The organism is Pseudoalteromonas sp. 120-MNA-CIBAN-0494 (assembly GCF_040308885.1).
Classification (GTDB): Bacteria; Pseudomonadota; Gammaproteobacteria; order Enterobacterales; family Alteromonadaceae; genus Pseudoalteromonas; species Pseudoalteromonas nigrifaciens.
In genome coordinates this window covers 1-6,599 of the sequence record NZ_JBEOOE010000061.1, presented here as the reverse complement: position 1 = coordinate 6,599, position 6,599 = coordinate 1, and the positions used below count along the sequence as shown (strand labels likewise).

The 6,599-nt window shown below is 39.3% G+C and carries 6 protein-coding genes; 5 read left to right on the top strand and 1 reads right to left on the bottom strand.

Annotation, left to right across the window (positions count from 1 at the left end; genetic code table 11):
• The first annotated feature begins 228 nt into the window (after positions 1-228).
• Positions 229-678: a GyrI-like domain-containing protein gene (locus AAEY55_RS17745; protein ID WP_011329668.1), complete on the top strand. Its 450-nt coding sequence runs from the start codon at positions 229-231 to the stop codon at positions 676-678.
• 142 nt (positions 679-820) lie between these two features.
• Here the strand turns inward: AAEY55_RS17745 and AAEY55_RS17740 are convergent, their stop codons facing one another.
• Positions 821-1,690 (bottom strand): MYG1 family protein, encoded by an 870-nt coding sequence (locus AAEY55_RS17740; RefSeq protein WP_197182623.1) that lies wholly within the window; start codon positions 1,688-1,690, stop codon positions 821-823.
• A 604-nt stretch (positions 1,691-2,294) separates the two neighbouring features.
• Here AAEY55_RS17740 and AAEY55_RS17735 point away from each other — a divergent pair.
• From AAEY55_RS17735 to AAEY55_RS17720, 4 genes are all read left to right on the top strand, one after another.
• Positions 2,295-3,812, top strand: a complete 1,518-nt coding sequence (locus tag AAEY55_RS17735) for a DUF3360 family protein (RefSeq protein ID WP_197182624.1) — start codon at positions 2,295-2,297, stop codon at positions 3,810-3,812.
• A 357-nt stretch (positions 3,813-4,169) separates the two neighbouring features.
• Positions 4,170-5,009 (top strand): alpha/beta hydrolase, encoded by an 840-nt coding sequence (locus tag AAEY55_RS17730; RefSeq protein ID WP_290211270.1) that lies wholly within the window; start codon positions 4,170-4,172, stop codon positions 5,007-5,009.
• Positions 5,010-5,227: 218 nt separating this feature from the next.
• Positions 5,228-5,632 (top strand): DUF1801 domain-containing protein, encoded by a 405-nt coding sequence (locus AAEY55_RS17725; protein WP_290211269.1) that lies wholly within the window; start codon positions 5,228-5,230, stop codon positions 5,630-5,632.
• Positions 5,633-5,739: 107 nt separating this feature from the next.
• Positions 5,740-6,552, top strand: coding sequence for a hypothetical protein (locus tag AAEY55_RS17720; RefSeq protein ID WP_290211268.1), 813 nt, complete (start codon positions 5,740-5,742; stop codon positions 6,550-6,552).
• Positions 6,553-6,599 lie beyond the last annotated feature (47 nt).

Sequence of the window (6,599 nt, the reverse complement as noted above, 5' to 3'; positions counted from 1 at the left end):
CCCACTTAGTCGCTTCGCGACTATTGCCTTATATCACCGACCTAAAGGAACGGTGTTTTACGGCAAAAGTTGATAAAAGAGAGTTTATAATTGCTGTAATAATAAATCCCTTAACCAGAGTTCAAATTAAATAATTTAAAGGACTTATAAATAGTTACAGTCCATAATGGTTTTTCTGTTACGTTATAGTTACGTTAAAGCTAAGTGATTGAAGTAAGGAAGGTCATAATGCAAGTAAAGCAACTCCCAAGTATAACTTTAACTGGTTTAAAGGTAAGAACGTGTAACGCCGATGAAATGAACTCTGGCACTGCAAAAATAACGGAGCTTTGGCAAAAATTTGGTGAAAAGCATGGACAACAGCTAACAAAAAATACAAAAACGTATGGTGTTTACACTAACTATGAAAGCGATGTAACCGGTGAATTTGATGTAATAGCCTGTTGCGACGACTTATCGATTGGAGATCAAAAGTCAGTAAAAGTAACTACCGAGGCAGGGAGTTATTTAGTATTTAACGGGACAGGTGAAATGCCCGATGCGGTAATCGACCTGTGGGGCGAAATTTGGCAATACTTTAGCTCAGACGACTGTCGTTTTACCCGTACCTACAGCAGCGACTACGAATATTACAAAAGTGCTGATGAAGTAGAAATAGCCATAGCGGTTAAAGAATAAAGCTTTAGGCTTTAGGCTTTAGGCTTTAGGCTTTAGGCTTTAGGCTTTAGGCATAATTAAAAACGCTAGCTTAACTTGCTAGCGTTTTTTTATGCGCGTAAATATTAATTTTAGCGACTAGCACTTTTAAAGCCCTATATTACTAAGCTTCTAGCGCCATTGCTGCCATTTTCATCGCACTTGCAAACGACTTTACGCCAGCAATAAATAAACCGTTATGACAAAAAACAGCATCTTCAAGCCCAGTTTCGTCCTGAAATTCTTTATCAGATAAACCAGCCCACGGTTTTGGGAGTGACTTGCGGTCTTCAAACGATCCTGGCTCAACCGGTACAGTTTGCACAATCCACTGGCCAGAGTGCGAAGGATAAACCATATATAATGCTTTATCAGAAAGCGCATGCACGGTTTTTTTCCACGGTGTGTATTGCTCTAACACAATTACGCGTGGATCAGCTGCATTTTCAATCGCTTTAGCAACAATTGCTTTTGCATTAATGCCACCGTTAGCCGCAGCTATAAAGCGAGTTAAAATGCGCGATGCAAACTCAACCGCTTCATCAAAACAGGCATCAAAGTTACTCTCTTCTTGCCACGTTGGGTTAAACATTGAAATAGTTTGGCTAAGGCTAATGCCTTTAGCAACGCCTTCAACATGGCCGCAGTCAATTGCATCAATAGTAGAGACTAAACCAGAGTCAATTGCATTGGCTGTTTCTTGGCTTCCTTGGCATATTTCAAGGCCATATTTTTGCCAAATTAAACCAAATGAAGAAAAAGGAATACCATTTTCACGCGCCCCGGCACCGCCACGTTGGTGGTGATCAAAACGGCCTGTCTCTGGGTTATGCTCGCCACCTACATCAATCACAACATCGGCTTTGCTTATAAGCTCCATATCGCGGGTGCGTATAAGTTTAAAAGAAGGATAAATATACTTAAGTGCAGCTACACTAAAAACATCATCTGCATGAAAAGTACCGTTGTGGGTTGCTATCGTTATATCATTCATTGGTTTTGTATCATTTTCTAAAAGGATAAGAAGGTCTCGCTATTTAAACGTTACGGTTTTGAAAATACTTAACAAGTAAAAATCATAAGGCGGATTCTATCTGATGAACGCTAACAAAAACAGTAAACTGTTTTTTATCCTTGTTAAAGCAATTAAGCTCGCATGCAATAGCCTACTAATTATAGAGAGATGCAAAGCCACACGTTATTATTTTGCTGCGTTATTTTTGTATCAATAACCAAACTTTAGTTAAATTATCAGCTAAAGCATGGCTAAATGCCCTATTTTCTTAAACAACATAATATAAATGCAGATAAAATTATTTTAATTTTTATTATTGCTGTAAGTGCTAAAAAACAACGCATTGCACTTTAACCTTTATAAAAATAAGCTAACCATCTGTTTAAAAACAATAAAAATCACATTTAACATCAAATACTACATTCAGCTATAGGTATATAAATGTTACTAAATAGTTTCATACAAGACCTTTGACTAATCGTAATCTGTTGCTAGCTGCTTTATCCTGCCGCCTCAATTTTTATTTGCTTTAAACAAAGCTGTATTTTTATTTTGAGTGAGCAACTATGTTGCAGGAGAAGCCATGAATACCACGCCGCAAGATGATATTTCATCTGATGCCAAACCAGGAGCGGATACTCAAACCGCTACCAATAGCTATAAAAATCTACACAAGCCTAGCTCTGAGTTTAATAGCCGAGACGAATACCTAGAACACGAGCTGCAAATTATGCAGCCTAAACGCTGGCGCCCAAACTTACCCTTTAGAGACTACAGATTCGAATTTGAAGACGCTATTCCTGCAATGGCTGCCACCATAGGTAAAGTGGTTATGGTTGCCGCTATTGCCGCAACGTTTGCAAGCCCACTGGGTTTAAGCGACGCTTTTGTTTTAGAAAACGTGCGTTACGAATTACTTATCGTCGCCTTTTTTATTATTTTGTTTTCAGGCTTTATTTTACCTACCGCTAACTTAGCCGGTACTCATGGTCCTTTAATTCCGTTAATTCCAATTGTAGTTGCAGCAGGGGGCCACCCTATGGCATTTGGCTTGCTCATAGCAGCCTTTGGTTTAATTTTGGCAATAAGTAAAGGCGGAACCCTACTGGCTAAACTAACCAGTAAAGGCGTATGTGGCGGGCTTTTACTCTACCTAGGGTTTATAGGCATAACCTCGCAAGTTAAAAAGCTGTTTGCATGGGCCGAAGCCATCGATATGACCCACATTGCCTTTATTGTTATTTTTTCCACTATAATTTTATATGCCATGTTAGAGCATTTTAAAAAGCGTTGGTTAGCCGTACCACTTAGCTGTATTTTAGGCGGCGCAATAGCCTTTGCATTAGGCGCACCGTTTGAGTTTCATACTGCACCGGGCCTGCCAAACATGAACCCTATGTACTGGTGGGGCGAAGACACCGGCTGGATGTTAGGCCTACCTACTCTAGAAAGCTTTGTAGTAGTACTGCCATTTGCAGTGCTTGCTGTTGCTATGTGGTCGCCGGACTTTTTAGGCCATCAGGTATTTCAAAAAATAAGCTACCCAAAACGTACCGAAAAAGTACAAATGAACATAGACGACACCATGCTTAGCGCATCAGTTAGGCAAACCTTTGGCTCGCTACTGGGCGGCGCTAACTTTGCATCATCGTGGGGCACTTACATAGTGCCAGCAGCCATTGCTAAACGCCCAATACCAGCAGGCGCTATTTTAACCGCACTATTTTGTATTATTGCCGGCGTATGGGGCTACCCTATGGACCTTGCAATTTGGCAACCAGTGCTATGTGTAGCGCTAATAGTAGGGGTATTTATTCCACTACTAGAAGCCGGCATGGAAATGACCCGCGTAGGTAAAACCACCCAATCAGCTGCTATTGTAGTATTTGCTTCAAGCTTAGTTAACCCAGCATTTGGTTGGTCACTCACCATATTGCTAGACAACTTAGGCTTTATTGGCTGTAAAGAAAGAAGTAAAGAACTCACCCGCATGAGCCGCTGGATCATTCCACTGGTCATGTTTGTACTACTAACCAGCGTAATGGCCATGGTAGGCATGCTGCCAGGTATACCCGCGTTAGTATCAAGCTTTAGGCACTAACTTTAAAAGTTAGCTTAAAGTAAATTACTCCCAGTAAGCGCATTTTATATGCGCTTACTGCGTTTTAAAGCTTAATTTTTTAGGTGGCAGCATAGAGCGATAAGCGGTCATTGAAAGAGGCTAAATATTGTTGTTAATTGATTGGTTAAACTGCTCTTTGCGCATATATTCATGAAAATGAGCGCTGAGCGCATATTATTCTATTTAATTTTTCTTTAAAGTTTTAGAAAACTTAGTGGTAGTAATGCTTTAGGTTATTTGTTAAAACTATATAAAGTAGATAAATGAGCGTTCAGTCGGAAGAAATATGCGCGATGAGCGCACTATAAAATTATTATACACATCAGGGAAGTTATTATGAAAAATTTGGTATCGGCGTTCTCAATCTTGTTATTTACCTTGCCAGTATTCGCGGATGACTCAATTTTATTAGGCACATCCACATCGTTAGAATCGATGATCATGGCTGAGAATAGACCTTATATGGTTTATTTACCCCCATCTTACGAAAAAAGCGAAAATACCTACCCTGTCATTTATCTTCTTGACGGCGATATCCATAGATTTAAAGGGTTTGTCGGTGTACTTGAATCCTTAAGTACAGAAACGCTGGAGAATCAGGTTCAAGAAGCTATCGTAATTGCCATTCCGAATACAAATAGATCTCGTGACTTAACTCCGTCATCGATTATAGAGTGGAAGTTTAAAGACCGCGTTTTGGAAACATTCGAGCAAACAGGAAACGCTAATCAGTTCGCTAAATTTCTTGAAAAAGAGTTGATACCCGCCGTTGACACTGCATATAGGACGTCCAACAAGCGATTGTTAGTTGGTGAGTCGTTTGGCGGTTTGTTCGCAGCAAACACTCTTATAGAGTCACCATCTGTATTTACAGATTATTTAATCATAGATCCCACATCGCTATGGGATAATGATTACTTAAATCGGGCATTGAACGCCGGCAATAGAGATATAAATTTCAATTCTCGAGTTTACTTTGCTTTCGCAAACAATTCTCATTTGGGAGATATCGGGCTGACCAATTATAGATGGGGTGCTACTTTTGCTTCATCTGTAATTGATAATAATGATGCTATTTCGGAGCAACAATATTTTAAAAATGAGACTCATGGTACCGTTGCTTTTTTAGCTTGGTACAATGGGCTTAAGACACTTATGTCAACCACCGAGCAGTGATGTGTATAACAAAAAATTAAGCCGCCTGCTGCGTCCCTTATTTCAAAGTTGGGGCTGTAGAATTACTCTTTTTTAAGAAAAACATCCTGTTTTATGGGTCCCAAATGCATTACCTAATGCTCTAAAAACGCTTAGAACTAATTGCAGGAGCTAGTTTTTTAATTGATTTTGGCTGTTGGAGTTATTCTACAGGCTCGTTATGTGAATAGGAGGTTCCAGTGAACAAGGTAGTCAAAGAACGCTTTGATGAATATCCGGAAAATGCTCGTATTAGGCTAGAGGAGCTAAGAAATCTAGTCTTTCAAATCGCATCTGATTTGGAGCTGGGTGAAGTCGATGAAACTCTAAAATGGGGTGAACCTAGCCATAGTGTAAAAACAGGTAGCCCGCTAAGAATGGACTGGAAGCTGAAATCTCCTAATAATTATTACCTGTTCTTTAATTGCCAAACTAAGTTAGTCGATACATTTAGAGAATTGTATGGTGAAGAACTGGTGTTTCAGGGAAACAGAACAATAGTTCTGTCCTTATCGCAAGTGTTACCAGAAACAGCAATCAAGTCCTGTTTAGAGTTAGCTTTAACCTATCAGCAGCGTAAACATTTACCTCTTTTAGGCGCGTGAAAATCACAAAATACAGTTGGCTATTTTCACTCCGTTCAATATTTTAGCCAACAATATTTTGTCGCTTAAGGTGGAGTTATATTTTTAATTGAGTTCAGAGGTATTTGATGGCAAAAGCTAAGTTGTCTCGAGATCAGAAAAGAAAGAAGAGGCTTGAAAAGAGACGTAAAAAAACTGATGAGGCAGTTAAGTTGCCATCAGGAGTGAGGAGTATTTCTAGACGTCAATTTGATGCTTTTTGTTTTTCACGTCATCCTATGGCGAGAAGTACAGCAGATGAAAAACAGTGGTTTATTGCATACGATAAAAAAATTCTAGCAACTGTTTTTAGAGATGCAATCGATAATGATTATGGCTTTGTCATTATGGGGCGTGATACTAGAAAAATATTTAGGGCGCTAGAAGTAAGCAAAACATTTAAACCTAGTGAACTAGGTGCTCGAAATGAACTAATCAAAGCTATTAAAAAATATAAAAATGATGGTAAATCTTTTTACCCTCAAGGGGATGAAATTAAATTAACCAATGAACTTTTTGAGCCTTTAGTTGAGCGAGGAAAGTTGAATCCCATCTATATAGCTTTAGCTGAAGAACCTAGGATGGAAGCAGCTCGAAATTTGATAAAGGAAATAGTGTATACTTTTGATGACCCTGATGGTCATTATATAAAAGAATTTCAAACACATGGCTTTGACGCTCGTCTTTGGGAGTTGTATCTATATATCTATTTCCACGATAAATTCACTCAAATTAAAGGGAATGCTGCACCTGACTTCCACATTACAAATGGGGTGCATGAGTATTTAGTTGAAGCTGTGACAGTGAATCCGAGTGAAAATCAAGCGCGTCCAGATGAAGAGGCGCCGGAAGATCCCGAAAAGTTACGAGAGCGTAAGCGCGCATTTAAGCAGTGCGCTTAGCTATAATCGAAGTCTAGCTGCACATTCCACGGCATTAGGTCGGTAAA

What these genes read in the sequence shown, in the direction of transcription:
- AAEY55_RS17740 (WP_197182623.1), bottom strand. Translation starts at nt 1,690, where the DNA reads ATGAATGATATAACGATAGCAACCCACAACGGTACTTTTCATGCAGAT.
- AAEY55_RS17745 (WP_011329668.1), top strand. Translation starts at nt 229, where the DNA reads ATGCAAGTAAAGCAACTCCCAAGTATAACTTTAACTGGTTTAAAGGTA.
- AAEY55_RS17720 (WP_290211268.1), top strand. Translation starts at nt 5,740, where the DNA reads ATGGCAAAAGCTAAGTTGTCTCGAGATCAGAAAAGAAAGAAGAGGCTT.
- AAEY55_RS17730 (WP_290211270.1), top strand. Translation starts at nt 4,170, where the DNA reads ATGAAAAATTTGGTATCGGCGTTCTCAATCTTGTTATTTACCTTGCCA.
- AAEY55_RS17735 (WP_197182624.1), top strand. Translation starts at nt 2,295, where the DNA reads ATGAATACCACGCCGCAAGATGATATTTCATCTGATGCCAAACCAGGA.